Below are 566 nucleotides of genomic sequence, written 5' to 3'. Positions count from 1 at the left end.
TTCATCACTTACGCCTGCCAATTCACGATAGTTTTCGGGGAATTGCCAAGTTAAATAGACTTTTGGTGGGATTTTCATTGCTCTGTTAAAAGTATCATTTACAAATGTTGGGACAAAAAATAGAATGTAATGCCCTAACATTAGGTAGGCAAATTGATTACCATTGAAAAAGGAATAAATTAACAAAAAAGGAATAATGCCATAAAGTGCTACCAATAAAGCAAACAGATACTCCATAGGGGACTTCTCCTGCTCAAACTTATTAAAGAAATTATGATACACATAGCAGTGAATGCTTCCTATCACCAATGAAAACACTTGATAGAAAATAAACTCATACATCAAATGTTCTGAAAATAACTTATTGTAACCCAAAAAAGCAACCATTGCATATACAATTACGATGAGAAATAAGTAAATGTATATATTAGTTTTGTATTTCTTATACTCAGGTGTTTTCTTTGAAAAAATGAGTGTAAGTGCTATAATTGTCAAAATTAACAATAGCAATATAACCAAAAGCTGTGGGTCGATTAAATTCGTAAAGTATTTTTTTATTCTATTCA

The 566-nt window shown here is 30.4% G+C and carries 1 protein-coding gene; it reads right to left on the bottom strand.

What is annotated here, in order from left to right; translation table 11 throughout:
* A partial coding sequence (locus tag VQ048_RS12440; RefSeq protein ID WP_327611958.1) for a TssN family type VI secretion system protein occupies positions 1-558 on the bottom strand: 558 nt, incomplete at its 3' end.
* Between the last annotated feature and the right edge of the window lie 8 nt (positions 559-566).

This window comes from Bergeyella anatis (genome assembly GCF_036016955.1).
In the GTDB taxonomy this organism is placed as follows: domain Bacteria; phylum Bacteroidota; class Bacteroidia; order Flavobacteriales; family Weeksellaceae; genus JAYWXI01.
The sequence above is the reverse complement of the archived record's forward strand: the minus strand, read 5'-3'. Positions and strand labels throughout refer to the sequence as shown.